General features: G+C 62.1%; 24 protein-coding genes. 11 read left to right on the forward strand and 13 right to left on the reverse strand.

Features of this window, described 5'->3' with window-relative positions; translation table 11 throughout:
- Window positions 1–111: 111 nt before the first annotated feature.
- The 8 genes from hpaH to H2Z84_RS19735 all read right to left on the reverse strand — a co-directional run bounded on the left by hpaH (window position 112) and on the right by H2Z84_RS19735 (window position 8,158).
- The gene (gene hpaH, locus H2Z84_RS19700) at window positions 112–915 is read right to left on the reverse strand and encodes a 2-oxo-hept-4-ene-1,7-dioate hydratase (protein WP_181837496.1); all 804 of its coding nucleotides are present in this window, start codon (window positions 913–915) and stop codon (window positions 112–114) included.
- Window positions 909–2,378, reverse strand: coding sequence for an NAD-dependent succinate-semialdehyde dehydrogenase (locus tag H2Z84_RS19705; RefSeq protein ID WP_181837497.1), 1,470 nt, complete (start codon window positions 2,376–2,378; stop codon window positions 909–911). The genes hpaH and H2Z84_RS19705 overlap by 7 nt, the downstream gene beginning before the upstream one ends.
- A 5-nt stretch (window positions 2,379–2,383) precedes the next feature.
- Window positions 2,384–3,577: a Bcr/CflA family multidrug efflux MFS transporter gene (locus H2Z84_RS19710; RefSeq protein WP_181837498.1), complete on the reverse strand. Its 1,194-nt coding sequence runs from the start codon at window positions 3,575–3,577 to the stop codon at window positions 2,384–2,386.
- Window positions 3,578–3,584: 7 nt separating this feature from the next.
- Window positions 3,585–3,965 carry a 5-carboxymethyl-2-hydroxymuconate Delta-isomerase gene (locus tag H2Z84_RS19715; protein ID WP_181837499.1) on the reverse strand — a complete coding sequence of 127 codons (381 nt, stop codon included), beginning with the start codon at window positions 3,963–3,965 and terminating at the stop codon, window positions 3,585–3,587.
- 63 nt (window positions 3,966–4,028) lie between these two features.
- A complete protein-coding gene (gene hpaD / locus H2Z84_RS19720; protein ID WP_181837500.1) occupies window positions 4,029–4,877 on the reverse strand; it encodes a 3,4-dihydroxyphenylacetate 2,3-dioxygenase in 849 nt (282 codons plus the stop codon).
- Between the two features lie 226 nt (window positions 4,878–5,103).
- Window positions 5,104–6,564 (reverse strand): 5-carboxymethyl-2-hydroxymuconate semialdehyde dehydrogenase, encoded by a 1,461-nt coding sequence (gene hpaE, locus H2Z84_RS19725; RefSeq protein WP_181837501.1) that lies wholly within the window; start codon window positions 6,562–6,564, stop codon window positions 5,104–5,106.
- A gap of 53 nt (window positions 6,565–6,617) precedes the next feature.
- On the reverse strand, window positions 6,618–7,397 hold the full coding sequence (locus tag H2Z84_RS19730; RefSeq protein WP_181837502.1) for a fumarylacetoacetate hydrolase family protein: 780 nt from the start codon (window positions 7,395–7,397) through the stop codon (window positions 6,618–6,620).
- Window positions 7,394–8,158: a fumarylacetoacetate hydrolase family protein gene (locus H2Z84_RS19735; protein WP_181837503.1), complete on the reverse strand. Its 765-nt coding sequence runs from the start codon at window positions 8,156–8,158 to the stop codon at window positions 7,394–7,396. The genes H2Z84_RS19730 and H2Z84_RS19735 overlap by 4 nt, the downstream gene beginning before the upstream one ends.
- A gap of 359 nt (window positions 8,159–8,517) precedes the next feature.
- Here H2Z84_RS19735 and hpaA point away from each other — a divergent pair, with 359 nt between their 5' ends.
- The gene (hpaA, locus tag H2Z84_RS19740; RefSeq protein WP_181837504.1) at window positions 8,518–9,405 is read left to right on the forward strand and encodes a 4-hydroxyphenylacetate catabolism regulatory protein HpaA; all 888 of its coding nucleotides are present in this window, start codon (window positions 8,518–8,520) and stop codon (window positions 9,403–9,405) included.
- A gap of 7 nt (window positions 9,406–9,412) precedes the next feature.
- Here hpaA and H2Z84_RS19745 read toward each other — a convergent pair whose 3' ends face one another.
- A complete protein-coding gene (locus tag H2Z84_RS19745) occupies window positions 9,413–10,363 on the reverse strand; it encodes a helix-turn-helix domain-containing protein (protein ID WP_181837505.1) in 951 nt (316 codons plus the stop codon).
- On the opposite strand from H2Z84_RS19745, the gene H2Z84_RS19750 reads away from it, so the two are divergent.
- The 8 genes from H2Z84_RS19750 (at window position 10,362) to H2Z84_RS19785 (ending at window position 19,622) form a co-directional block, all read left to right on the forward strand.
- Complete coding sequence (locus H2Z84_RS19750) at window positions 10,362–10,727, forward strand: hypothetical protein (RefSeq protein ID WP_181837506.1); 366 nt, start codon at window positions 10,362–10,364, stop codon at window positions 10,725–10,727. The genes H2Z84_RS19745 and H2Z84_RS19750 overlap by 2 nt on opposite strands.
- Window positions 10,728–10,909: 182 nt before the next feature.
- Complete coding sequence (locus H2Z84_RS19755; protein ID WP_181837642.1) at window positions 10,910–12,409, forward strand: aldehyde dehydrogenase family protein; 1,500 nt, start codon at window positions 10,910–10,912, stop codon at window positions 12,407–12,409.
- Between the two features lie 130 nt (window positions 12,410–12,539).
- A complete protein-coding gene (locus H2Z84_RS19760; RefSeq protein WP_181837507.1) occupies window positions 12,540–13,871 on the forward strand; it encodes an aspartate aminotransferase family protein in 1,332 nt (443 codons plus the stop codon).
- Between the two features lie 62 nt (window positions 13,872–13,933).
- Window positions 13,934–14,668 (forward strand): helix-turn-helix transcriptional regulator, encoded by a 735-nt coding sequence (locus tag H2Z84_RS19765; RefSeq protein WP_181837508.1) that lies wholly within the window; start codon window positions 13,934–13,936, stop codon window positions 14,666–14,668.
- Between the two features lie 118 nt (window positions 14,669–14,786).
- Complete coding sequence (locus H2Z84_RS19770) at window positions 14,787–16,298, forward strand: APC family permease (RefSeq protein ID WP_181837509.1); 1,512 nt, start codon at window positions 14,787–14,789, stop codon at window positions 16,296–16,298.
- Window positions 16,279–16,890: a DUF3156 family protein gene (locus H2Z84_RS19775; protein ID WP_181837510.1), complete on the forward strand. Its 612-nt coding sequence runs from the start codon at window positions 16,279–16,281 to the stop codon at window positions 16,888–16,890. The genes H2Z84_RS19770 and H2Z84_RS19775 overlap by 20 nt, the downstream gene beginning before the upstream one ends.
- A gap of 37 nt (window positions 16,891–16,927) precedes the next feature.
- Window positions 16,928–18,604 carry an arylsulfatase gene (locus H2Z84_RS19780; RefSeq protein WP_181837511.1) on the forward strand — a complete coding sequence of 559 codons (1,677 nt, stop codon included), beginning with the start codon at window positions 16,928–16,930 and terminating at the stop codon, window positions 18,602–18,604.
- A gap of 1 nt (window position 18,605) precedes the next feature.
- Entirely contained in the window at window positions 18,606–19,622 is a 1,017-nt protein-coding gene (locus H2Z84_RS19785; RefSeq protein WP_181837512.1) for a formylglycine-generating enzyme family protein, read from the forward strand.
- Here H2Z84_RS19785 and hpaR read toward each other — a convergent pair.
- Window positions 19,619–20,095: a homoprotocatechuate degradation operon regulator HpaR gene (hpaR, locus tag H2Z84_RS19790; protein ID WP_103522847.1), complete on the reverse strand. Its 477-nt coding sequence runs from the start codon at window positions 20,093–20,095 to the stop codon at window positions 19,619–19,621. The two genes, H2Z84_RS19785 and hpaR, sit on opposite strands and share 4 nt — an antisense overlap.
- Before the next feature lie 158 nt (window positions 20,096–20,253).
- Here hpaR and H2Z84_RS19795 point away from each other — a divergent pair, with 158 nt between their 5' ends.
- On the forward strand, window positions 20,254–21,042 hold the full coding sequence (locus tag H2Z84_RS19795; RefSeq protein ID WP_181837513.1) for an SDR family NAD(P)-dependent oxidoreductase: 789 nt from the start codon (window positions 20,254–20,256) through the stop codon (window positions 21,040–21,042).
- A 168-nt stretch (window positions 21,043–21,210) separates the two neighbouring features.
- Here H2Z84_RS19795 and H2Z84_RS19800 read toward each other — a convergent pair whose 3' ends face one another.
- The 3 genes from H2Z84_RS19800 to fabI all read right to left on the reverse strand — a co-directional run bounded on the left by H2Z84_RS19800 (window position 21,211) and on the right by fabI (window position 23,797).
- The gene (locus H2Z84_RS19800) at window positions 21,211–21,990 is read right to left on the reverse strand and encodes an SDR family oxidoreductase (protein WP_181837514.1); all 780 of its coding nucleotides are present in this window, start codon (window positions 21,988–21,990) and stop codon (window positions 21,211–21,213) included.
- A 9-nt stretch (window positions 21,991–21,999) separates the two neighbouring features.
- On the reverse strand, window positions 22,000–22,833 hold the full coding sequence (locus H2Z84_RS19805; protein WP_181837515.1) for a MoaF C-terminal domain-containing protein: 834 nt from the start codon (window positions 22,831–22,833) through the stop codon (window positions 22,000–22,002).
- A gap of 175 nt (window positions 22,834–23,008) precedes the next feature.
- Window positions 23,009–23,797: an enoyl-ACP reductase FabI gene (fabI, locus tag H2Z84_RS19810; RefSeq protein ID WP_103522851.1), complete on the reverse strand. Its 789-nt coding sequence runs from the start codon at window positions 23,795–23,797 to the stop codon at window positions 23,009–23,011.
- Between the two features lie 330 nt (window positions 23,798–24,127).
- Here fabI and H2Z84_RS19815 point away from each other — a divergent pair, with 330 nt between their 5' ends.
- Window positions 24,128–25,915: an extracellular solute-binding protein gene (locus tag H2Z84_RS19815; RefSeq protein WP_181837516.1), complete on the forward strand. Its 1,788-nt coding sequence runs from the start codon at window positions 24,128–24,130 to the stop codon at window positions 25,913–25,915.
- The last annotated feature ends 2 nt before the right edge of the window (window positions 25,916–25,917 follow it).

The raw sequence follows: 25,917 nt of genomic DNA on the forward strand, positions 1-25,917 counted from the left end.
GAGCAGCTAACAAAATAGCGCAGCGCCCCTGATGCAAGGCGCGCCGACGCAGACAGTACAAGGTGTACGGCCAGGAGGCGCAACGCAGCAGCAGGGTTTTTGTTCGCTGATCTAAACAAAGCGGCAGCTGATGGCACCCAGCGGGCCATAGTCCACATGGAAGGTATCGCCAGCGCGGGCCGGCACCGGACGAGTGAAGGAGCCACCCAGAATCACCTGACCGGGCTGGAGGCTGACATCAAACGGTGCCAGCTTGTTGGCCAGCCAGGCCACGCCGTTAGCCGGGTGGTTTAGCACCGCCGCCGCTACCCCGGATTCCTCGATCACGCCGTTGCGGTACATCAACGCGGAGACCCAGCGCAGGTCCAGCTCCGACGGCTTGACCGGGCGGCCGCCCATCACCACGCCGGCATTGGCGGCATTGTCGGAAATGGTGTCGAACACCTTGCGCGGCCGGCCGGAGGCCGGGTCGATGGATTGGCTGCGGGCGTCGATGATTTCCAGTGCCGGGATGACAAAATCAGTGGCCTGGTAGACATCGAACAGGGTGATGTTCGGGCCTTTCAGCTCCTTGCCCAGGATGAAGGCCAGCTCCACTTCCACCCGTGGCACGATAAAGCGGCTGGTGGGGATATCGCTACCGTCGTTGAAGAACATGTCGTCCAGCAGGGTGCCGTAGTCCGGTTCGTTGATCTGCGACGACATCTGCATGGCACGCGAAGTCAGGCCGATCTTGTGGCCCTTGATGGTGCGGCCCTCGGCCAGCTTCATCTCCACCCAGCGGCGCTGGATGGCATAGGCATCCTCGATGGTGATGTCGGGGTAGTCCAGTGAAATCTGGCGGATTTGCTCGCGTTGCTGTTCGGCCTGATGCAGGCGGCGGGCAGTGTCCTGGATGATGTCTGGTGTCAGCATGATGTCTCCTTGTTGGCGAGGCCGCCAAAGCACAGGTATTTGATTTCCATGAAATCCTCCAGCCCATGGCGTGATCCCTCACGTCCCAGTCCGGATTGCTTGATGCCGCCAAAGGGGGCCACTTCGGTGGAAATGGCGCCTTCGTTGATGCCGACCATGCCGGCTTCGATGGCTTCCGCCACGCGCCAGCAGCGGCCGATATCGCGGCTGTAGAAATAGGCTGCCAGGCCGGATTCGCCGCTATTGGCCAGGCGAATGGCTTCGGCCTCGTCGTGAAAGCGGATCAGCGGGGCCAGCGGGCCAAAGGTTTCTTCCTGTGCCACCTGCATCTGTTCGGTCACGTCGGCCAGCACCGTGGGCTGGAAGAAGTGGCCCCCGCGTGCATGTGCTGCACCGCCGGTCAGTACCTTCGCCCCCAGGCTGACCGCGTTGGCGATGTGGCGCTGCACCTTGGCCACCGCCGCCGGGCTGATCAGTGGACCTTGCTGCATACCGGGTTCGCTGGCCGGGCCAACCTGCAGTGCAGCCACCGCAGTGGCGAGCTTCTCGGCAAAGGCTGTGTAGATGCTGTCCTGTACCAGCAGGCGGTTGGCGCAGACGCAGGTCTGGCCGCTGTTGCGGAACTTGGCAAATAGCGCGCCCTGTACCGCAGCATCCAGGTCGGCATCGTCGAATACGATGAAGGGGGCATTGCCGCCCAGTTCCAGCCCCAGTTTTTTCACCGTGTCGGCACACTGGCGCATCAGCAATTTGCCCACGGCGGTGGAGCCGGTGAAGCTGAGTTTGCGCACCTGCGGGCTGGCGGTCAGTTCGCCGCCGATGGCTGCGGCATCGGTGCCGGTGACCACATTGAACACCCCGGCCGGCAGGCCAGCCTGCTCGGCCAGTGCAGCCAGTGCCAGTGCAGACAGGGGCGTTTCTGCCGCCGGTTTCAGCACCACGCTGCAGCCCGCCGCCAATGCCGGGGCCACCTTGCGGGTAATCATGGCATGCGGGAAATTCCATGGCGTGATGGCGGCCACTACGCCGATGCCCTGGCGGATGGTGAGCAGGCGTTTGTCGGCAAAGGGGCTGGGAATTACCTCGCCATAGGCGCGTTTGCCTTCCTCGGCAAACCACTCGAGATAGCTGGCTCCATAGGCGATTTCGCCCAGGCTCTCGGCCAGCGGTTTGCCTTGTTCCTGGCTGATCAGATCGGCCAGTTGTTGCTGGTGTTGCAGGATCAGCGCGTGCCAGCGTAGCAGTATGGTGGCGCGCTGCTTGGCGCTGAGTGCTTGCCAGGCGGGCAGGGCAGCATGGGCTGCGGCAATGGCGGCGCGGGTGTCCTGCGCATCCAGATCGGCTACTTCGGCCAACAGCTGGCCACTGGCCGGATTGCACACGGCAGACCGTGTCTGGCCGGACAACCACTGGCCATTGATATAGGCTTGCTCGCGTAGTAGGGAAAGAGGTTCGCTTTGCATGGGGTTCATTTCTGCCTCAGGGGAAGGCGGATTAATTGCAGGCACAGCCATGCGGCCAGGCCGCAGGCCATTACCAGCAGGTTCATGGCGCGCGGGCTGCCATCGAACATGCTGGCCACCAAGGCGCTGGCCAGCATGCCGCAGCCAAACTGGCCGGATACCGCCAGTGCCATGGCCGCACCCGCACGGTTGGCATGCAGCTGCAGCAGCCGCGCCATGGCATTGGGGCCAATGCTGCCGGTCATGCCCACGCTGAACAGCAGCGGCAGCACCGTCAGCCACAGGCTGTGCCCGCCGGCCAGCCACAGCACGATGCCGGCCACGGCGACGATGGCGCATTGCCATTGCAGCAGGGAGTCGACGTTGTGCCTGCGCAGCAGGTGGCGGTTGAGCAGGCTGAACAGCACGATGGCGATAATGTTCAGCCCGAACAGATAGCCGTAATGCTGTGCGGCCACGCCGAAGTATTCGATGTAGACAAAGGGCGAGCCGGTGATATAGGCAAACATGGCACCAAAAGTCATACCCAGCGCCAGGCTGTAGCCCAGCGTGCGCGGTTCGGCCAGCAAGTGGCCGTAGGCGCGGAAGGCTGCGCTCAGGCTGATGTTGCCGCGGGCACTGGCCGGGTAGCTTTCCGGCAAACGTAGTACGACTACGGCCAGGCAGCAGCCACCTAGCAGTGCCAGCAACACGAACAGGCTGCGCCAGCCGGCCAGCAATAACAGCCAGCCGCCCAGCAGTGGGGCCAGCAGCGGGGCAATCATGGTGATCTGCTGCATCAGCGACAGTACGTGGCTGGCCTGGCTCAGCGGGAAGGCATCACGCACGATGGCGCGCGCCATCACCGTGGCCGCCCCACCGCCCATGGCCTGCAGCACGCGCAGGGCAATCAGCTGTTCTGCCGTTTGCGCCGCAGCGCAAGCCAGGCTGGCGGCCAGATACAGGCTGAGGCCGGTCAGCAGCACTGGCCGCCGGCCATAGCGGTCGGATAGCGGGCCGTACAGCAACATGCCGCCGCAAAAGCCAGCCAGAAAACCGCCAATGGTCAGCTGGATGCGCGCCACCGGTGCGGCCAGATCAGCCGCGATGGCGGGCAAGGCCGGCAGATACATGTCGATGGACAGCGGGCCAAAAGCCACCAGTACCCCCAGCAGCACGATCAGCCGCATCTGCTGCTGCGGATTGTGGACAGAGTGCATGGGCCGGCTACTTGAAACGCTGGTGGACGTTGTTGTGCTTGTAGCTGAGCTGGGCATCCAGTTCGCTCAGTTCGAAGGTGAGCGCCAGATAGCGGGCATCAAACAGCGGCGCGAAGTGTTCCTTGATCAGTGCAAACAAGCCCTGCGCGGTGCGCTCGCGCTCTTCAAAAGTGCGGCCGTGGCCGATTTTCAGGCTCATGTGGACAAAGGCGTAGTCAGCCTCGCCATCGGCCATGCGCCAGGTGTCCAGCCAGATGGCACGGCTGCGGATGCCGGCTACCGGATACAAACCGGTGCCAATCAGGTAGGCGTGGGCTTTTTCGAACAGGGCAGGCAGGTCGGCTTGCTCACGAATATTGTCGGTACATTCGACGATGAAGTGCGGCATGGCATTCTCCAGGGCAATGCCAGCGGCCCGTTCAAGACCGGGCCGCTGGCGGTGGACGATAAATCAGACCGGCAGTACCACGTTGATCTGGCCGGTGCCCGAGCTGCCAAAGTAAGGGGTGATCACCTCGGCCTTGCCCTGGTATTCATCCCAGCCCAATGTGCCCAGCAGCATGGCGGTGTCGTGCATGAAGCCTTCGCCATGACACTTTTCCGCATACTCCGGCAACATGGCGCAAAAGGTTTTCCAGTCGCCGCGCTGCCACATGGCTACCACCTCATGGTCGAAGCTTTCCAGGAAGGGGCTCCACACCTTGTGCAGGTATTGCTCGGCCACGCCGTTCTGGGCAAAGCGGTGCGACAGCGAGCCGCTGGCGAGGAAGGCCACCTTGCCGTCGTACTGTTCTTCAACGGCCTGGCGCATGGCCATGCCCAGGCGGGCACTATCGGCCAGGCTGTGTACCGTGCACATGGCGGAGACCGATACCACCTTGAAATGCTGGTCGGCATTCATGTAGCGCATCGGCACCAGCGTGCCGTATTCCAGCGCCAGCGTGGTGGCATCGTGAGCGCGGGTGTGTACCCCGGCCGCGGTGGCGGCATCGGCCAGCAGCTTGCCCAGTTGCGGATTGCCGGCATAGGCATAGGGCAGGTTCTTGATGAAGTGCGGCAGTTCGTTCGAGGTATAGATGCCCTCGAAGGCCGGCGCGCAGTTGACGTGATAGCCGGAATTCACCAGCCAGTGGGTGTCGAACACCACGATGGTGTCCACGCCCAGCTCGCGGCAGCGGCGGCCGATTTCCTTGTGGCCGTCGATGGCGGCCTGACGGCAGCCCTGATGCTGGCCGGGCAGTTCGGATAAATACATCGACGGCACGTGCGTGATCTTGGCCGCCAGGGCGAGTTGTCCCATGGTGTGTCTCCTTTGTAGTCGTGAGGGCGGTGGGGCTGATGTGTGCCACTGCCAAGAGGCCGGGCGTTCTGTGGCGCCCTGGCCATCTGTTGTCTTACTGTTGTCTTAAGAGCTGCTAACAAAATAGCGCAGCGCCCCTGATGTAAGGCGCGCCGACGCAGACAGTACAAGTAGTACGGCTAGGAGGCGCAACGCCGCAGCAGGGTTTTTGTTAGTAGCGATAAGTTCACAGGCCCCAGCGCGGAATGTGGTGGCTACCCATCGAGATGCAGACGTTCTTGATTTCGGCAAATACCTCGAAGCTGTACTCGCCGCCTTCGCGCCCGGTGCCGGAGGCCTTCACGCCACCAAAGGGCTGACGCAGGTCGCGTACATTCTGGCTGTTGATGAACACCATGCCAGCCTCGATGCCACGCGCCAGACGGTGGGCCTTGCCGATGTCCTGGGTCCAGATGTAGGACGCCAGGCCGTATTCCACATCGTTAGCCAGCCGCAGCGCATCGGCCTCGTCGTCAAACGGCATCAGGCATACCACTGGGCCGAAGATTTCTTCCTGGGCAATGCGCATGCGGTTGTCCACGTCGGCAAACACCGTGGGTTGGATAAAGTTGCCACGCGCCAGGTGCGCGGGCAGGCCGGCCGGGCGTTCCAGACCACCAGCCACCAGCCGGGCACCTTCTTCCATGCCGATGCGGATGTAGCCGGTGACCTTGTCGTAGTGCTGCGGGGTGATCATGGAGCCGACCTGGGTGGTCGGGTCTTGCGGATCACCAACCCGCAGGCGCTTGGCGCGGGCAGCGAATTCCTCGACAAACTTGTCGTATACCGGGCGCTGGATAAAGATGCGGCTGCCGGCGGTACAGCGTTCGCCATTGAGCGAGAAAATGGTGAACAGCGCAGCGTCCAGGGCGCGGTCCAGATCGGCATCGGCAAAAATCAGGACTGGTGATTTGCCGCCCAGCTCCATGGAAAACTTCTTCAGCCCGGCATTCTGCATGATGCGCTGGCCGGTGGCGGTGCCGCCGGTAAACGACACGGCGCGCACATCCGGATGGCGTACCAGCGCATCCCCTGCGGTGGCACCATAGCCCTGTACCACGTTGAACACGCCGGGCGGTACACCGGCTTCCAGCGCCAGCCGGCCCAGTTCGTTTGCCGTGAGCGGCGACAGCTCGGACATTTTCAGCACCGCGGTATTGCCCAGCGCCAGGCAGGGCGCGGTTTTCCAGGTGGCGGTCATGAAGGGCACATTCCACGGCGACACCAGGCCGCATACGCCCACCGGCTGGTACAGCGTGTAATTGAGCATGCTGTCGTCCACCGGGTAGCTGTGGCCGTTCATGCGGGTACACACTTCGGCGAAGAAGTCGAAGTTGTGCGAGGCACGCGGAATCAGCACGTTTTTGGTCTGGTGAATCGGCAGGCCGGTGTCCAGCGTTTCCAGCTCGGCCAGCATGGGCACGTTCTGGTCGATCAGCTCGCCCAGACGGCGCATGATCTTGGCGCGCTCCTTGGCCGGGGTGCCGGCCCACTTGGGGAAGGCTTCCTTGGCGGCGGCCACGGCGGCGTTGATTTCGTCGGCACCGCCGGAGGCGACTTCGGTAATCACTTCGCCGGTGGCCGGGTTGACGGTTTCAAAGACTTCCTTGCTTTCGACCTCGCGGCCGTTGATCCAGTGCTTGATCATCTTGTGTTCTCCTGTGCGTGCGCAGCTGCTACAAGGCTGCGCCGGGTAATGTTTCACACGGTTTGAGCCTGACGTTCGGCGTATTGCGCCTCGCTGACAATGTGGTTGACCAGCCGGCCCACCCCTTCCACCTCGACAATCACCTCATCGCCCGGCACCACGTCGGCCAGCCCTTCCGGGGTGCCGGTGGCGATCATGTCGCCGGGGGACAGGGTCATGAAGCTGCTGAGGTATTCGATCAGGTAAGGAATGTCGAACACCATGTCGCTGGTGTTGCCCTGCTGGCGCAGCTCGCCATTCACCCAGGTGCGCAGGGTGAGGCTGGCCGGGTTGGCCACTTCGTCACGGTCTACCCACCAGGGGCCGATCGGGGTGAGGGTGTCGCGGTTTTTCACCCGCAGATTGGGGCGGTAGTAGTTTTCAAGGTAGTCGCGCACCGCGTAGTCGTTGCACACGCTGTAGCCAGCCACATAGTCCATGGCCTGCTCACGTTTCACGTTTTTGGCGGTCTTGCCGATGATCACCACCAGCTCGCATTCGTAATGCATGTACAGCAAATTGTCCGGACGTACCGATACTTGACGGTGGCCGGTGAGCGTTGCCGGTGACTTCAGGAAAACCAGCGGCTCGGTCGGGGCCTTGAACGCCAGTTCGGCGGCGTGGTCGGCATAGTTCAGCCCCAGCGCGAATACTGTGCCTTCGGCTGGTGGCAGCCACTCGACAGCGTCTTCGGCCAGGCGGCGGCCATCGGCCAGTTGTACCGAGTGGTCGTCATTCACCAGTACGGCATGAATCTCTGCCTCGCCGGGCAGGCGGATGCGGGCGTGTTTCATTGGGCGCTCTCCTCGGCGATCAAGCGGTTTTCCAGGCGGCCGATACTGTCGATTTCCACGGCTACGGTGTCGCCGGGGCGGATTTCCAATTGACGCAGCGGGGTGGCGGGGATGATCAGGTCACCCGGCTGCAAGGTCATGAACTGGCTGAGGGCGGCAATCAGCTGCGGCACGCTGCGCAGCCAGTCGCGGCTGTGGTTGGTTTCGGCCAGCTGGCCGTTCAGGTAGCTGCGGATTTCCACGTTCAGCGGGTCGAGGGCGGCAGCATCCACCAGCCACGGCCCCATCGGGCAGAAGCCGTCACGGCACTTGGCCTTGACGGCCGGGCGGTAAAAGCTGCTTTCTTCCAGGCTGATTTCATTCACCACGGTGTAGCCAGCTACCACCTCCAGTGCCTGCTCGACCTCCACCTTGCTGGCTACCTTGCCAATCACCACGCCCAGCGCACCACCGGCAAACACCTTGCCCGCCTGGGTGGGCAGGGCGATGGTGCTGCCGTGGCCGGCGTGGGTATTGCGCGGCTTGATGAACAGCACCGGTGTGGCCGGGGCTTTCTGGTAGGGCGGCTGCTGGAAGTCGGCTTCCAGCTTGTCCAGCAGGCTGCGGTGGTTCAGTGCCACGCCATAGACGGTGCCGGTAACGGGTGCCAGCCATTGCGGCTGGTCCGCCAGTGGGTTGCCGTTGTCCAGCAGTAGCTTGCCAGCGGCCAGCGGCGTCACGCGGCGGGCTTGCTGGTCCAGCACGATGCGGCCTTGCTTCATCGGTCTCTTCCTTGTCGTGGGCATGGCCTGCGACTGCCGGCCATTTATTTAATATGTTAACTTTATACGGTTGCGCTAACGGGTTTGTCAACGCAGCCACCCGGCCAGCCGCTGCCCTGACTGCCACTATGCCGGCAGTGAAGCAGTACTTTCTGGACGAACAATTGTACTTTCCATGAATATATGGATAGTACTAGCTGATAGCTTAAGCCTGGTTGATGCTGGGTTTTTCAGTTAAGTTGATGAAAATAAATGGATTAAATTTTCATGTTGGTGTCGGTGGCAAATGCTGGCTGTACAAAAGCCGACATGGTCGGATGGCTGTAGTATTTTCAGCACAACGATGCACTGGAGTGGACATGGGGCAGAACAGGCGTACACCGATACCCAATATCGACATCGGCAAGGTGTATGACAGCCGCTATGGCGAGTCGGACATCAATATCGAAGCCTTTGGCAAACTGGCGGAATTCTTTGGCCGCAATATGCCGGTGCATCGGCACGACCGCTTTTTCCAGCTGCATTATCTGGCCAGCGGGCAGATACGCCTGTATTTGGAAGAGCAGCAATACCTGGCGCGGGCCCCGCTGTTTTTCTTTACCCCGCCCACGGTGCCGCATGCCTTTATCACCGAGACGGATGCCGAAGGTTTTGTGCTGACGGTCAGGCAGGAACTGGTGCGCCAGCTCTTGCACACCTTGCCTGCACCGCAACTGGAGCCATGGTTGATGCAGCCGGCCTGCGTCGAACTGCAAGATGAGGTGGCAGCCCAGCGTCTGCCCTTGCTGCTGGGGCTGCTAAGCGAGGAGTTCATGGGCGAGGGGCGGGGGAGGGAGGCGGCCATGCAGGGCCTGACTCAGCTGATTCTGGTAGCAGCCCTGCGCTTGTCGCAGCATGCCGGGCCTACCGCGCACTTTCGCCGCGAAGATCTGCAAATCTTCCACCGCTTCAATGCGCTGATCGAACAACATTACCGTGAGCACTGGTCGCTATGGCGCTATGGCGAAGCCATGGGAGTGACCGAGTCGCGGCTGAATGACATATGCCGGCGCATGGCGGACCTGCCTTCCAAGCGGCTGATTCACGACCGCCTGCTGCAGGAAGCCCGGCGACTGCTGATTTTTTCCGCCAGCTCGGTCAACGAGATTGCCTATCACCTGGGCTTCAAGGACCCGGCTTACTTCTCGCGCTTTTTCCTGCGTGAAACCGGACTCAAACCCAGCGACTACCGCCGCTGCAATAGCTGATGCCTAGCTATTGCAACAAGCCGCGGCTGCGGGTGTCTGATGGCAACTCGCAAAACAGCTTGCGGTAGTCACGGGCAAAGTGGCCCAGATGGTAAAAGCCCCAGTACCCGGCCGCTTCACGTATGCCCCTGGCAGCATACTCGGGCGACAGCAGCATGCGCCGCACTGCGTTGAGCCGGATCGAGCGCAGATAATCCACCGGCGTGGTGTTGGCAATCAGCTGAAAACTGTTTTGCAGGGTGCGCCGGCTGATGCGCAATTGCTGGCACAGGTCGAGCACGGTGACCGGCTCGTCGCTGCTATCCATCACGATGGCCTGGCTGCGCCGCACAATATCGCTATGCGTGGCATAGGTCAGATTCAGCCGCTGCTCCGGCACACTGTCATGCAGCATGTCCAGCAGCAGGCTGATCAACTGGTGCTGCACCAGTTTCTGGCTGCCGGCAAACTCCAGCAGGTCGGGGTTTTCCAGCGCCTGTTCGAACACGCCAAGCAAGGTGCTGCGGGTCGTGGCCAATTGCTCCGGCCGCACCTGTATCACCGGCTGCCAGTGGCGTTTGCCCGATAGCTGCTGGTAAAACTCCGGAGCCAGTGCAGCCAGGTCTTCGTTGCGCACCGACAGCTGGATGGAGTCCACCGCTGGTGGCACGTGCATGATGAATTCTTCATTGCTGCGCAAGGCGGTAATGGCATGGCTGCCTACCGAGCGCCCTTGCAGGGTGAGTGGCAGCGGGGCGTGAATGGGGATGGCAAAGTGCACCATGTTGGCTGGCGCACGGCCATATTGCACCACGCGCTGGTTGAGCACTTCGCGAAACACCTCCAGATGGCCGGTGTTCAACAGCGATAGCGAGCTGCAAAAGCGGCCGCTGCTGATCTGGTCGTAAACCTGTTGCCAGCCGGGCAGATGGGCGGCATGGTGCTGTGCATCGTTGAAATGACGGATTTCGGCCAGCATGGTGGACCTCCTGAAGCATTGTCTCTCGGGCGGCGGGGCGGGCCCGGCCACTCCATTTCTCTATTGGCGTTTCTTAGTGATGGCTGACCGCTGGGCGGACATGGCGGGCGGCATCTTGGTGTCGCTCCTGCCGGTTTGGCGTGCCGAACAGCTTAAAGCAAATTCGGCCTGCCTTCGTATCTTCAGGGATTTGTCTGCTACCCGCAAAAAATACTTAACATATTATCTAATTTGGCAGGGCGCAGCGGATGCCGCACCAATCCAAGCCTTGTCTGGCAAGGCTTGCGTTGCCGTGCTGCTTGTTTCATCTCTGCAACAAGGCAGCCGTTTTTCAAGCTCACCCATCCGGCCTGTCTTTCAGTAGAGGTCGGTGCAGGCTTTGCCGATTTGGGATAAGCCCACGAAAAAGTGCCGCGTATATTGACCTGCAACAAGATACCTCGGGAGGACGCCTGCTAGGGCGGCGCCAAGGGGACATCAGAACACATTGCCGCGAGCGCTGGCCTGGCCGCTGCGATTGGCACATCTACTGAGGAGTAAAGCGTGATGGATCAAAACCTGGTGGCAGTATTGCCGCATGTCACAGCATTCATGCAGAAGGAACATGGTTTGTTGATTGATGGCCGTGCTGTTACGGCCTTGTCCGGCCAGCGCAGCGAGGTGCGTAATCCGGCAACAGGGCAGGTGATTGCCAGTGTGGCGGATGGCAATGAACAGGATGTGGATGCCGTGGTGCAGAGCGCCCATCGCGCCTTTCGCTCTGGCGTGTGGTCCGGCCTGCGCCCGGCTGACCGCGAGCGCATTCTGCTGAAGCTGGCCGATGTGCTGGAGGCCCATGCCGAGGAACTGGCCCAGCTGGAAACGCTGAACCAGGGCAAGTCCATCCATATTTCACGCGCCATCGAAGTGGGCGCGGCCATCGAATTTGTCCGCTATATGGCCGGCTGGGCCACCAAGCTTGGTGGCGAAACCATGGATGTGTCGATTCCGGTACCGCCCGGCACCCATTACACCGCCTATACCCGCCGCGAGCCTATTGGCGTGGTGGCCGGCATTGTGCCGTGGAATTTCCCGCTGATGATTGCCATCTGGAAGATGGTGCCGGCCTTGGCGGCTGGCTGTACCGTGGTGCTCAAACCCTCCACTGAAACCCCGCTGACCGCCCTGCGCCTGGGCGAGCTGGCGCTGGAAGCCGGCATCCCGCCTGGAGTGGTGAATGTGTTGACCGGGCGTGGTTCCCGCGCCGGCCAGGCGCTGGCGGCTCACCCGCTGGTCAGCAAGATTTCCTTTACCGGCTCTACCGAAATCGGCAAGACCGTTGGCCATGCTGCCATCGATAACATGACCCGTTTCTCGCTGGAACTGGGTGGCAAAAACCCCATGATCATGCTGGGCGACATCGATGTCGACAAAGCCATCCAGGGGGCCTTGATGGGCGGTTTTCTCAATCAGGGCCAGGTGTGCGCTGCGGCCTCGCGCCTGTACATCCATCGCAGCAAATTCAACCAGGTGGTCGAGGGGCTGGCTGCCGCCGCCAACAGCATGACGCTGGGCAGCGGGCTGGACCTGAACGCCCAGGTCAATCCGCTGGTGTCGGCACGGCAGCAGCAATCGGTGTGCCGGCTGATCGAGGCGGGTCGCAGCGAAGGTGCCAGCATTCTGGCAGGCGGCGGCGCGGCCGATCTGCCGGGTTACTTCGTCAAGCCCACCATCATGATCAATGCGGCACAGCACAGCACCATCGTGCAGGAAGAGGTATTCGGGCCAGTGCTGGTGGCGCTGCCTTTTGACAGCATCGAAGAAGCCGTTGCCATGGCCAATGACTCGCGCTATGGCCTGGCTGCCAGCCTGTGGACCAACGACCTGTCCGCTGCCATGCATATCGTGCCGCAAATCCAGGCCGGCACGGTGTGGGTCAACAGCCATATTCCACTCGACCCCAGCCTGCCGTTTGGCGGTTTCAAGCAGTCCGGCATCGGCCGCGAATTCGGCCGCGGCGCAGTGGAAAACTTTACCGAGACCAAATCGGTCTGCATCGCGCACTGAATCAGTAGAACCCCCGGTCCTGCCTGGCCATCCATCGCGTGATGCTGGCAAACAGGCAAGCAGGGCCGGGGGATGTATCAGATTTTGTCGGCCACGACTGGCCACGAACTGTCTTCAAAGGAGCAACACCATGTCTTACGACAAGTCCCGTTTCTGGCACCCCATGCTGCACCCCAATGAAATGAAGCAACGCGAGCCCATTCGCATCGTGCGTGGCGAAGGCTGTCATGTATTTGATGACCAGGGCCGCAAGCTGGTGGATGGCGTGGCTGGGCTGTGGAACGTCAACGTTGGCCACAACCGCCCCGAAATCAAACAGGCGATTGTCGCGCAGCTGGACGAACTGGAATATTTCCAGCTGTTTGACGGTATTTCGCACCCGCGTGCCGAAGAACTGTCCGCCACCATCATCGACATGCTGAAGCAAGAAGACATGGCGCGCGTCAGCTTCAGCTCTGGCGGATCGGATGCGGTGGAAACCGCACTCAAGCTGGCCCGCCAGTACTGGCGTGTTTGTGGTCAGCCGGACCGTACCAAGTTCATCTCGCTCAAGCAGGGTTACCACGGCGTGCATTTTGGTGGTGCTTCGGTCAATGGCAATACCGTGTTCCGTCGCAACTACGAACCCTTGTTGCCGGGCTGCTTCCATGTGGAAACCCCGTGGCTGTACCGCAACCCCTTCACGGAAGACCCGGAAGAGCTGGCGCAGATGTGTGCGCAGATGCTGGAGCGGGAAATCCAGTTCCAGAGCCCGGACACCGTGGCCGCCTTTATCGCCGAACCCATCCAGGGCGCTGGTGGTGTCATCGTGCCGCCGGCCAGCTACTGGCCGCTGATCCGTGCCGTGTGCGACAAGTACGGCGTGCTGCTGATTGCCGATGAAATCGTCACCGGCTTTGGTCGCTCCGGCTCCATGTTTGGCAGCCGGCTGTGGGGGGTGAAGTCAGACATCATGTGCCTGGCTAAGGGCATTTCTTCCGGTTATGTGCCGCTGGGCGCCACCGTGGTGAACCAGCGCGTAGCCGATGCCTTTGCTAAAAACCAGGATTTTGGCGGCGTCATCATGCATGGTTACACCTATGCCGGCCATCCGGTGGCCTGCGCCGCAGCCATTGCCAACCTCAAGATCGTGCGTGAGGAAAACCTGCCGGCCAAGGCGGCAGTGCAGGGTGAATACTTGCTGAACAAGCTCAAACCGTTTGCCGACAAATACGCCGCTGTGGGCGAAGTGCGTGGCAAGGGCCTGATGATTGCGCTGGATCTGGTACAGGACAAGCACACCCGCGAGCCCATCGACCCGATGGGCGGCTATGCCGGCAAGGTGGCGGAGATTGCCCGCGAGGCTGGCGTACTGGTACGCCCGGTGGGCACCAAGATCATCCTGTCGCCACCGCTGGTGATTGGCCAGTCCGAGTGCGATGCCATCGTGTCGGCACTGGCAGCCGGTTTCGACGCCGCCTGAGTTGTCTGATGACAGGGGGCGCGCCTGCCGGTGCGTCCTCTGCCTGCTGAGGGGGGCTTGTCATGCACACTCTTGTCGACTCCGCACCCACGGAACCGCAGTTGCAACGCAGTCTGGACGTGCTGCAGGATTTGCTGCCCTTGAGCGCCTGCGCCTTTTATCGGGTAAACCGGCAGCAACAGCCACATGGCTTCGTGCTGCGCAGCATGCCGGATGCGGTGCATCAGCGCTATGTCAGCCGTTACATGCAGCACGACCCCTTGCATCCGGCGCGGCTTGCCGTACAGCCACGCAATGTGGTGGCTCTGGGCGAGGTGCTGGCTGCACCCTTGCAGCCGGTGTCCCGCTACGGCCCCTTCCTGGCCAGCAGCCGGGTGGTGGACGTGGTGGAAATCCTGCTGCGTCGTGGCGGGCGGGTGGTGGCCGGTTTTTCGCTGCTACGGCAGGGCCGCATGCAGGGTTTTGCTGCCGAGGAACTGCGGTTGCTACAGCAGGTTTACGGCCTACTGGATATGGCGCTGGAACCCTGCCTGCAGCCAGGCCGTGAGCCAGGCACGCAGGTGGCACTCACCGGGCGCGAGGCCGAGATTGCCCGGCTGCTGTGTGCCGGTGCCTGTAACAAGAGCATGGCCCGTGAGCTGGATATTGGTCTGGCCACGGTCAAGACCCATTTGCTGCACCTGTTTCGCAAGTTTGCCGTATCCAATCGTACCGAACTGGCCTGCGCACTGTTTGCACAGCAGCAAGCGGCAGCGCCGGGCGCAGCCAGCCAGGTCTTCTCCGGAAGTCATCCATAACAATAAGGATTTCCGGTTTCAGCATGGGAAAGAAAGTCGCGGTGCGCCACAGACGGGCCAGCAGCCCGCTGCCGTGCTGACTTTGCCATGGTTAGCGTATTTCAGGAGGAGAAACCAGATGTCGATAGAGAAGAAACTGACCCAGCACCTGCAGCAAGGGGTGGTGGGATTTCCGGTGGCGCTGGCCAGTTCGGTCGGCGTGGTGATGGCCAGTCCGGTCATCCTTACCGTTACCAGCGGTTTTGGCATGGCCGGCAGTACGTTTGCCCTGGCCATGCTGATTGCCTTCATCATGATGCAGGCCCAGGCAACGACCTTTGCCGAAGCCGCATCTATGCTGCCCACCTCGGGTGCTGTCTACGATTATATTTCCGGTGGTCTGGGGCGCTTCTGGGCCATCACCGGCACCATCTCCGCCTATCTGCTGGTGCATGTGTTTGCCGGTACCGCCGAAACCATCCTGTCCGGCATCATGGCGCTGGTGAATTTCGAGCATCTGAACACCATGATGGAGCACAGCGGCACCTCCTGGATGGTGGGGGTGGGGCTGGTCATCCTGTTCGGCCTGCTCAATGCGCTGGGCATCACCATTTTCGGCAAGGCAGAGATCATCCTCACCTTCGTGATGTGGGCCACGCTGACGGTCTTCGGTGTCATCGGTCTGCTCAAGGCACCGGCTGTGTCGCTGCAGGGCTGGTTTGGCAACCCGCTGGATCTGTCCGACCCCAGCGGCGTGCTCAGCCTGATCGGCATGGCCATGTTCATGTTTGTCGGCTTCGAGCTGGTGACGCCACTGGCTCCCGAGTTGAAAAACGCTGGCCGCAATATCCCGCGTGCTGCCCGCTTGGGCCTGACCGGCGTGGCGGTGACCATGGCCATTTATGGCGCAGCCATGGTGCATCAGGTGGCCAATGTGGCGATGGACCCGAAAAATCCGGCCGGCCCGCATCTGCTGGATACACCGATGGCCATTCCCGCTTTTGCCGACCAGGTGATGGGCCCGTTTGGCAAGATCTGGCTGGGCATCGGCCTGCTGTTTGCCGGGGCAGCCACCATCAATACCCTGATTGCCGCTCTGCCGCGCATCCTGTACGGCATGGCCATCGATGGCGCACTGCCCAGAGCCTTCACCTATCTGCACCCGCGTTTCAAGACTCCACTGCTGGGCATTCTGGTGGCGGTCATCATTCCCTGCAGTCATGCCTGGCTGATCCAGGGGGATCTGGATCGCATCATGCCGCTGGTGCTGGCCGCCGTCTGTGCCTGGGGCGTGGCTTATCTGCTGGTGAATCTGGCGGTGGCGCGCTTGCGCTTTACCCGGCCTGATTTTCCGCGCGCCTATCGTTCGCCGTGGTTTCCGCTGCCGCAGATCGTGTCCTCGGTGGGCATTCTGATTGCCATCTGGTACATCACGCCGCCGGGCATGCATCCGCGTGATATCTATCTGCCCTTTGGCATCATGCTGGGCCTGACCGCGCTGTATGCGCTGGTGTGGACGGTGTGCGTGCAGAAGGTTAATCCCTTCCGTGCCGTGGCGCTGGAGGACATTCTCACTGCTGAGTTCGGCAAGGTGGGTGGCCATGCCTCGCTGATCGACGAGGAGCTGAAGCGTGTGGCAACGAGCGCTTGATTTTGCCTTGCGCCCCCGGCTGCCCAAGGGCTACCGGCCGGGGGTGACCCTGGCGCGGCTGGAGCGAGACCTGAGCGGCCTGGACTATCTGGGCGAGGAGGATGGCCAGCGTCGCTATGCACTGCCCGGCAGCAGCTGGAGCGTGCTGGTGAGCGAAGTGGTGGACAGCCAGCTCTTGCTGCATACCGTCAGCTGTCGCTTCAGCCTGCAGCTGCCGCTAGCCGGCCCAGCCCAGCCTTGCCAGCTGGTTTTCAACCACCGTGGCCATTGGCGGCGCAGCGGTATTGCCTGCCGTCTGCAGCGCGGTGATGCCGAAGCGCTGGCTGCCTTGCGGCAGCAACTGGAGCAGGATGCCGACCTGCACACCGCGCTGATGCCGCTGGATTTCAAACGCTGCGAGCTATTGGGTGATGCCACAGGCTGGCGCGTGGAAATCGAGCCTTTCGCCGCCAGCGAAGTGGTCGGCAGGTTTCCACCATTTCGCCGCTATATCCGTCTGATCAACACCCAGAAATTGGCAGTGCTGGCCTGTATGGCAGCATTGCGCCGCCTGCTTTTGGCGCAAGATGGCCCTCCCCTGAAACAAGACTAAGGGCGGCTGCCAGGGTAGTCCGTCCGGGAGGATGGACATGCGGCAGAGCAGATTTGTACTGGGCAGCGTGCTTCTCTGGCTGGCCACGGCGGTGCAGGCCGCCGGGCCGGTACCACGGCCCAATATCGTACTGCTGGTGGTAGACGATATGGGCTATTCCGATCTGGGGGCGATGGGCGGCGAAATCGACACCCCCCACCTGGATGCCTTGCTGCGTGAAGGCCGGCTGTTGTCCAGCATGTTGGTGGCACCCACTTGTTCACCCACCCGCGCCATGCTGCTGTCCGGCATGGACAATCATCTGGCTGGTGTCGGCAATATGGCCGAGATGATGAGCCCCACGCTGACCCCGCATCAGCTGGGGCAGGCCGGTTACGAAGGCTATCTGGCCAGCCGGGTGGTGGCCCTGCCGCAGCTGCTGCGCGAGGCCGGCTATCACACTTATATGAGTGGCAAGTGGCATCTGGGCATGGCCGATGGCCAACGACCGGAGAGCCGTGGCTTTGAGCGCTCTTTTGCCTTGATGAACGGCGGCGCCGCGCATTTCAACCAGTCGGCCCCGCAACAGATTGTGGCCGGCACGCCAGCGCCGACCTATCGCGAAGATGGCCACCTTGTTTCCTTGCCGGCCAATTTCTACTCCACCACGTTTTTCACGGACAAGCTGATCAGCTATCTGGATACACAGCCGGCAGATGGCCAGCCCTTCTTCGCCTATCTGGCCTACACCGCGCCGCACCTGCCCCTACAAGCACCAGACCGCTTCTTGCGGCAATATCGCGGGCGCTATGCCGCCGGTTACGAGGAAGTTTCCCGCCAGCGCATTGCCCGCATGCAGCAACTGGGCCTGATCGGCAAGCAGGTCAAGCCTGTTCCCATGCCGGCGGGTGTCCGACCCTGGGCCAGCCTCAGCCCGGCCGAGCAGGCCCGTTCCGCCCGTGATATGGAAGCCTATGCTGCCATGCTCAGTGCGCTGGATGCCGAGGTGGGCCGGCTGGTGGCGCATTTGAAGCAGCGCGGCCAGTTTGACAATACCGTCATCCTCTTCCTGTCCGACAACGGACCGGAAGGTAATGACTGGGCGGCAGATGGCGGCAACAAAAGCTGGATACCCGCCAACTTCGACAACCGGCTGGAGAATATCGGCCGGCCCAACTCTTTTGCCTTTCAGGGGCCGGCCTGGGGCCAGGTCAGCGCCCAGCCTTTCCGGTATTTCAAGGCATTTACCTACGAGGGGGGAGTGCGTTCGGCCTCGTTCATCCGCTATCCCGCCGCTATCAATGCTGGTCGCAGCACCCAGCTGCTGACCGCCATGGATGTGATGCCCACCCTGCTCGAGCTGGCAGGGGCGCGTCATCCCGGCCTGCTGTGGCAGGGACAGACCGTGCTGCCTGTGCAAGGGATGTCGATGCTGCCCTATCTGCAAGGCCGTGCTGCCGTGCACAATCCTGATTATGTGTGGGGTATGGAGCTGATGGGGCGGCAAGCCTTGCGCAAGGGCCACTGGAAAATCGTCTACCACTACCAGAATCGCAATCAGGGGCGCTGGGCCTTATACGATCTGCAGCAAGATCCGGGCGAACAGCATGATGTTGCCAGCCGCCATGCCGCCAAGCTGGACGAACTGCTGACGGAATGGGCGCAGTATGTGCAGCGCAATAATGTGCGCCCCGGTACGCGTGACACCGGCTATCCACTGACCGGAGACGAATGATATGCGGCGCGGCTTGATCGCAGGCGGGCTGCTGTGGGTGAGTCTGGCGGCGGCAGCCGCACCACTGCTGGGTAGTGCTGCGGCCTGCCGGCGCTATGGCGGTGTGCCAGACTCAGCTGCCACGGCACAAGGCTGGGTGCCGGGTGGGCGCTTCATCATGGGAGCGGATGATGCCTATCCCGAAGAAGCGCCGGCGCGCGAGGTCACCGTCGCAGGCTTCTGGATGGACAGACAGGAAGTCAGCAATGCCCAGTTTGCCCGCTTTGTGCGCGCCACCGGCTATCGCACCCTGGCCGAGCGCGGGCTGGATGTTAGGCGCTATCCCGCCGTGCCGGCCAGGCTGCGCCAGCCTGGCTCCATGGTGTTTATCATGCCGACCCGGCTGGCCCCGGGCCAAGTCAACTGGTGGCACTTTGTGCCCGGTGCCAACTGGCGGCAGCCGGAAGGACCGGGTAGCAGCTGGCGGGGACGGGAGAACCACCCGGTGGTGCATATCGCCCGTGAAGATGCCACAGCCTATGCCCGCTGGGCCGGGCGCAGCCTGCCTACCGAGGCTGAGTTCGAATATGCCGCGCGTGGCGGTGCCGACAGTCGTTTTCCCTGGGGAGATAGCCTGCAGCGACAAGGCCTGCAGATGGCCAATACCTGGCAGGGGCCTTTCCCCTTCAAGAACAATACTGAGGATGGCTTTGCCGCTACCGCACCGGTGGGCTGTTTTGCCGCCAATGGCTATGGCCTGTTCGACCTGATCGGCAATGTGTGGGAATGGACCGCTGATGACTGGAGTACGCCGCTGGCCAGCATCACGACGCTGCCGGCGTTGAATCTGGAGGATGCGCTGTCATTGCAGGGCCGTGGCAGCCAGCTTGGCACCATCAAGGGTGGTTCTTTCCTGTGCTCGCCGCTGTATTGCCAGCGTTACCGGCCCAGCGCACGTCATGCCCAGGAGCTGAGCCTGGGCAGCAGCCATATCGGTTTTCGCACCGTATCGCACGCGCCCGGCCCGGCAGGGCCTTAAGCTTCCTCTAGCGTGCTGCTTGGCAGTACTCCGGGTTGGGGGGCGGGTAGCTGTTCCAGCTCGCTCAGCAGGCTGATCAGCAGCTCCAGTTTTTCCTCGCCGAAATGGGCTTCGATCTGTTCGTAGCAGGCGGTAGATAGCGGGGCCACCTGGCGGGTCAGGCGGCGCCCCTCCTTGGACAAGGAGACGATCAGCCGGCGGCTGTCCACCTTGTCACGGCTGCGCAGCACCAGCCCGGCCTTTTCCATGCGCACCAGGATGCCGGTCAGGCTGGGTGACAGGATGCAGGCCAGGTCGGCAATCATGCCGGCTTCCATTTCACCGCGATCATCCAGCAGCCGCAAGATGCGCCATTGCTGTTCAGTCAGGCCCACGCTATTGAGCAGGGGGCGGAAATAAGCCATCACTGCTTCGCGGGCGCGCAGCAAATGTTGGGGCAGGCGGTGCTGGTGCTGGGGGTTCTGTTTGGGCATGGGGTACTGGATGAGCAATGTTTTTAACATCTTAACATTCAGTTTCCTGCAACCCAAGTTCGCTGCTGTGTGCACCGGGTACTCTCCACCATTTGATGGATAGGGCGCTGCCGCGCTGCAGCCTAGACTGGTCGCTTATCCACCAACAGGAGCAAGACATGAGCGAACAGGCCAAAACCATCGTCATTACCGGAGCCGGCAGCGGCATTGGTGCCGCCTGCGCCCGCCTGCTGGCCGTCGATGGCCACGCGCTGGTGCTGATAGGCCGCCGCGCCGCGCCATTGCAGGCAGTGGCACAGGATTGCGGTGCGCTGGCACTGGTGGGCGATGCCGCCAGCAGCGCCGACTGGCAAGCGATGCAGGCCCAGATCATGCAGCGCTACGGGCGGATTGACGGCCTGCTGTGCTGCGCCGGCGGGCTGGGCATGGGCAGTGCGCTGGCTACCGACGATGCGGCATGGCAGGCGGCCATGCGTGCCAATCTGGATTCGGCCTTTGTCAGCACGCGCGCCTGCCTGCCGGCCCTGATAAACAGCCGGGGGGCTGTGGTGTTGCTGGCATCGATTGCCTCGCTGGCCGCCGGCCCGGAAGTGTGTGGCTACACTACGGCCAAACACGCCTTGATCGGCCTCACCCGTTCGCTGGCGCGCGACTATGGCCCGCAAGGGGTGAGGGTGAATGCCGTCTGCCCCGGCTGGGTGACCACGCCGATGGCCGACGAGGAAATGCAACCGCTGATGCAACATTATGGCGACAGCCTGCAACAGGCTTATGCCCGGGTGACGGCCGACGTGCCCTTGCGCCGCGCCGCTGCAGCGGAGGAAATCGCCGCGGTATGCCGCTTTTTGCTGTCGGAGCAGGCCAGCATCATCACCGGCGCCGCCATTGTGGCGGATGGTGGCTCCAGTATTGTCGATGTGCCGACGCTGGCGTATGGCCGGCTCTGACACCATTACAAGTAGCAAGACCGCCGGGTGGCGGTCTTGCTTCGCGCTGCGAACAAAACCCTGCTGCAGCCTTGCGCCTCATGGCGGTACTGCTGCTACTGTCGGCGTCGGCGCGCCTTGCCCCAGGGACTGTTGTTGATTGCTCTGAATTGGCTAAACCGTTTTGGGTCAAGGCATGGCGGCACTGCTCTCCGGCAGCGTGGCCCCGCCATCCACCACGATGGTCTGGCCCGTGATATAGCCAGCAGCATCGGAGGCGAGAAACAGCATCGCCGCTGCGATATCCGTCGGCTCGCCCAGCCGGCCCAGCGGAATGCTGCCGGCAATAGCCGCATTCAGGCCGGCATCGCCCAGATTGTCCATGGCTGGTGTGCGTATCATCCCGGGCTCCACCCCGTTGACGGTAATGTGATCAGCCGCCAGTTCCAGTGCAGCGGCACGGATAAAGCCGTTGACCCCGGCCTTGGACGCGGCGTAATGCGCCAGCCCCGGATAGGCAACCCGTGGGCCGGTCACCGATGAAGTGGCAATGATGCGCCCGCCACCCTGGCCACGCATGGCCGGCTGTGCGGCCTGGCTCAGCCAGAACAATGCCTGCAGGTTGACGGCCAGCGTGCGTTGCAGCAGTGCCGGGCGGATATCGGCAAACGCCGTCAGCGGGAAATAAGCGGCATTGTGGATCAGCACATCCAGCCGGCCCTGTTGTTCCAGCACGCGGTCCACCAGTGCGGCGGCCTGCTCTGGCTCGGCCAGATCGCACTGGCAGGCACTGGCCTGCAGGCCTTGCGCCCGCAAGGCTGCGGCCGTGGCCTGGGCCAGTTCTCCCTGCAAGTCCGCCACCACCACCGTGGCGGCATGGCGGGCAAACAGCTGGCAGATGGCTGCACCTATGCCTTGCGCGCCGCCGGTCACCAGGACCACCTTGCCGGCAAAGTCGAGCTTGAGCATGGCCGCTCCTCAGTCGTGTAGCAGGTGGCTGGTGCGGTTGAGGACCTGCGCCTTTGCGCCCACCGGGAAATTGGAAATGGCAGTGAAGTCATTGCCCTGATAGCCGAAAATCTTGCCGTCGGTTTTCAGTTGCTGCAGGTCGATCAGCACCACGCCCAGCGTGGGGATGATTTTCTCGCGCCAGACAAACAGGTAGAGCGCCTCGTCCAGCTTGAAATAATGGCAACGGTCCACATCGGCCAGCCCCTGTTCCACGCCTTGCAAGCACTGCCAGGTATAAAAGTGGCTGTTCAGATAGATATGCTCGTAACACTCGGTGGGGCTGTAGCGGTACTGATTGCGCAGGCCGATCAACTCGTCGCTGACGTGGTGCAGGGCGGTGCTGGCCGTAAGCGGCTGATTCAGGCTGCCATGGGCAAACTGGCAGCGCACTGCGGTCAGCTCCTGACCCTGATTGACGCGACTGAAGGCGGATTGTGCCACATCCTGCGCGCTGGGTAATTGCCCAGCCACTGCGGTAAACACGGCACGCTCAATATCCAGCACCAGGCTGAGCGAGTGGCCATGTTGCTGGCGCGGGATGAAATCCAGCAGCACGATGCCGGGGCGCAGGCTGCTGGCGCGGTAAGCGCCCTGGCCGACAAAGCCCTCGGCGCTACCCTTGCTCATGGTTTCCAGCTGGCAATCCTGCTCGCCCACCTGCAGGCTGGCGCTGCTGCCATCGGCAAAGTGCAGCACAAACTGACGTCCTTGCAGGACTGCTGTGCTGGGAAGAATGTGGCTGTCCGGGGCGAAACCATCGGCCAGATCGCCGACGGGAATGAATACGGGTTGGCTGCTCATCTCGTTCTCCTGATGGGTAAAGGCCCGATAAGTGTGTGAGAGCAGCTTGGCTGACACCATCCACCATTTGGTTGAGTTTGTCGCACCCGCCATAGCAAAACGGGGCGGCTTCCCGTACAGGAAGCCACCCCGTGGCAGCAGTGTCAGCAGCGCAGCCAGGCTGCGCCGGGATGCATCAGGCGTCCGGTACGTTCATCGAGTTGATGCTGAAGCCTGCATCAACATAGGTGATTTCGCCGGTAATGCCGGAGGACAGGTCCGACAGCAGGAAGGCAGCGGTGTTGCCCACTTCCTCGGTGGTGACGTTGCGGCGCAGACAGGACTGGCCGGCAGCAATCGACAGCAGCTTGGAGAAGCCGGAAATGCCGGCAGCGGCCAGGGTCTTGATCGGACCGGCGGACAGGCCGTTGACACGGATATTGTCCTTGCCCAGGCTGGCAGCCATGAAGCGTACCGACGATTCCAAGCTGGCCTTGGCCAGACCCATCACGTTGTAGTTCGGGATGGCACGGATGGCACCCAGGTAGGACAGGGTCAGCAGGGCGGCATTGCGGCCTTGCATCATCGGGCGTGCTGCCTTGGCCAGTGCCGGGAAGCTGTAAGCGGAAACATCGTGCGCGGTGTGGAAAGCTTCGCGGGTCAGTGCGTCCAGGAAGTCGCCTTCCAGCGATTCGCGCGGGGCGAAGGCAATGGCATGCACCAGGCCGTCCAGACCATCCCACTGTTTGCCCAGATCGACAAACAGCTGGTTGATTTCATCATCGCTCTGCACATCGCAGCGGAAAACCAGCTCGCTGCCGAAATCCTTGGCCATTTCACGTACACGGTCTTCCAGCTTGTCCACCACATAGGTGAAAGCCAGCTCCGCGCCTTGCTTGTGGCACGCCTGGGCGATGCCATAGGCGATGGAGCGGTTGGAGATCATGCCGGTAATCAGAATTTTTTTGCCTTGCAGAAAGCCCATTTGGAGTCCTTCTTGGTAGAAACAGGGGGGCATTATACCCAAGCCTGCGCTACGCTGTCGTGGGGATTGTCCGACAGCCGTCGTGCACGCGGCGGCAAGGCCGCGAATCGCGCGTCCGGCAGACGGTCGGAAAAAGGTTTATATCGTGGTAACAGGCCGTGCGCCACGGGCTGGGGCGTTCCGCCGCCAGCCGGAAACAGGCTATCCTGTCCACAATGCATGATTATCCCGTTCTGCCCGGGCTGGGCGGCAGACTGTTGCCGGCAGACGCAAAACGGAAAACCGCAATGATAAGCTAGTCATGATTAATGCGTAAGCAGTCACAACAATATGAAACAACAACATTGGCTAGGGGTTTTGCTGCTGCTGTGGGCTGCCAGGGGGATGGCTGCTCCGGCTCAGGCCATGGGCTATACCCCGAAATACGCCGCCGGTTTTACACATTTTGACTATGTCGAGCCGCAAGCGCCCAAGGGCGGGCAGCTGGTATTGCCGGCGCAGGGCAGTTTCGACACGCTCAATCCCTTTACGCTTAAAGGGGACAAGGCCGATGGCGTGCAGGCGCTGCTGCTGGATACCCTGGGCGTGTCCAGCGAGGATGAGCCCTACAGCTGCTATGGCCTGCTGGCCGACGACATGCAATTGGCCGCCGACAAGTTGTCGGTACGCTTTCACCTGAACCCGCTGGCGCGCTTCTCCAGTGGTCGCCCGGTGCAGGCGGCCGATGTCGTCGCCTCCTTCAATACGCTGACGCAGGATCGCAGCGCCGCACCGCTATACCGCTTGTACTGGGGCGATGTAAAGCAGGCGATTGCGGTGGATGGCGCCACCGTCCGTTTTGACTTCAAGCGCAAGAATTCCGAACTGCACATGACACTGTGTCAGCTGCCGGTGTTTTCCCGGCAATGGCTTGCCGGTGGCAAGTCGCTGGCCGATGCAGCACTGTCGCCGCCTGTCGGCTCCGGCCCTTACGTGCTGGAGCGCTATGACCTGGGCAAGAACATCAGCTTCAAGCGCAACCCGCAGTACTGGGCAGCCAGGCTGCCGGTACGCCAGGGCATGTTCAATTTCGACCGCATCAGCTATCGCTATTACCAGGACGAAACTGCGCGGCTGGAAGCCTTCAAGGCTGGTGAATTCGATGTGTCGGCCGAAAACATGGCCAAACAATGGGCGCGTGGCTATGTCGGCCCCAAGTTTGACGATGGCCGCATCATCAAGAAAACCCTGACGCACCAGCGCAGTGCCGGCATGCAGGGCTTTGTGTTCAATCTGCGGCGGCAGCAGTTTGACGACAAGCGCTTGCGCCAGGCCATCAGCCTGGCCTTCGATTTCGAATGGGCTAACCGTAACCTGTTTTATGGCCAGTACCAGCGCAGCAACAGTTTTTTCACCAATAGCGATCTGGCAGCCCGTGGTCTGCCGGGGCCGGATGAGCTGAAGCTGCTCGAACCCATCAAGGGAAAACTGGACCCCGCCGTGTTCGGCCTGCCGGTGGAACCGCCGTTTACCGATGGCCGCTATGGCATCCGCCGTAATCTGCGGCAGGCGCGCCAGCTGTTGTTCGAGGCGGGCTGGCGCTACGAGGGCGGCCAACTGGTGGATCACCGTGGCCGGCCGCTACGCATCGAGTTTCTCACCTATTCCAAGGTATACGACCGGGTGGCCAGCGGCTGGCAGCAGAATCTGGCCAAGCTGGGTATTACCCTGACGGTGCGGCTGGTAGATCCTGCCATCTACCAGCGCCGGCTGAATGATTTCGACTACGACATGACGGTGGTGGTGTACGGCGCCAGCAATAGCCCGGGCAACGAGCAACTGGACTACCACAGCTGTCAGGCGGCGCAGACCCCCGGTTCGCAAAACTGGGCCGGACTGTGCGACCCGGCGGTAGAGGCACTGCTGCCCAATTTCCAGCGGTTTGCCGACCGTCGCCAATTGCAGGCGGCCAGCCGCGCGCTGGACCGGGTCTTGCGTGCCGGCTATTACCTGCTGCCCAACTGGTATCTGCCTTATTACCGCATGGCCTGGTGGAACCGCTTTGGCCAGCCGGCCAAGCTGCCTTTGTATTACAGCCCGACCACGTGGGCCATCGAAACCTGGTGGGAGAAGAAATGAGC

The organism is Aquitalea aquatica (genome assembly GCF_013911085.1).
GTDB classification, from domain to species: Bacteria; Pseudomonadota; Gammaproteobacteria; order Burkholderiales; family Chromobacteriaceae; genus Aquitalea; species Aquitalea aquatica.